Raw genomic sequence first — 923 nt, forward strand, 5'->3', positions numbered from 1 at the left:
ACATTTTGGCGTTGGCAATGTTGTGCTAAAAATGCCATCGCGTTATTCATGGCGTTAACTAAATTTGCACCACAACTCATCGCCAGTTCAGTGCAAAAAGGCAGCCACCACATAGGGGCAGATTTTGCGCCGGTAAAAAGCGACAACACCCGGTTATACTTCTTTTCAGCTGCGTTGATAAGCCAACGTTTTAAGGTGGCTGCCAACAAGCTACCCCAGATGAGTGTTTCGACGATAGTGGCATGGCCTGTGTCGAATTTATTTAAATTATTCATCGACTTCCATTCTTTGAATAACAATTCTATTTGCCAGCGAACGCGATATAAATCACCCACGGCTTTGCTAGGGAACTGTTCACGGCTAAGGTTGGTGCATACCAATACATGACGCTTTTTATGGTCCAATGCGGCAAAGGCAACACAGCGATAAACCGGGCCATCAGGCCAGTGCACATCTAAATCTAATACGCCTTTACCAGGTAATTCTTTTAGCCATGTCTTCAGCGGTTTCTTCTGCTGGCTCACCGTACACACGGCCATTGGGTTAATACTGTTACTCATCCGCATAATAAAATACGCGCAAGCCTCGTGCAGTTGCTGCATATATCGCTTTGAAAAATATCCTGCATCTGCCATAAATAAGCACCCCGTTAACGCTGTGGGGGAAGGTAAATAGTCCCGCTCTGGCGCAGTATCCTCTGTCAGACTAACGCAATCAGGTTGTCCTTTGAGTAAGTCATACGTGACATGCAACTCAACCGCTGCTGGGCTAATTTCATTGAAACGTCCGGGAAAATAGAACATTAAGTCATCATGTACAGCGAAACTGGTACCATCTTGCAAAATAATACGCTTAAACATTTCCTGGTATTTATCTCTGATACAAAACATATCAGGAAGATGCAGCGCCAGAGCCTTTTCAAA

At 44.6% G+C, this 923-nt stretch carries 1 protein-coding gene; it reads right to left on the reverse strand.

Annotation, left to right across the window (positions count from 1 at the left end; translation table 11 throughout):
- On the reverse strand, window positions 1-923 hold a 923-nt coding region (locus VT06_RS16810), incomplete at both ends, for an IS4 family transposase (RefSeq protein ID WP_046555483.1).

The organism is Arsukibacterium sp. MJ3 (assembly GCF_000987765.1).
Lineage (GTDB): Bacteria > Pseudomonadota > Gammaproteobacteria > Enterobacterales > Alteromonadaceae > Alishewanella.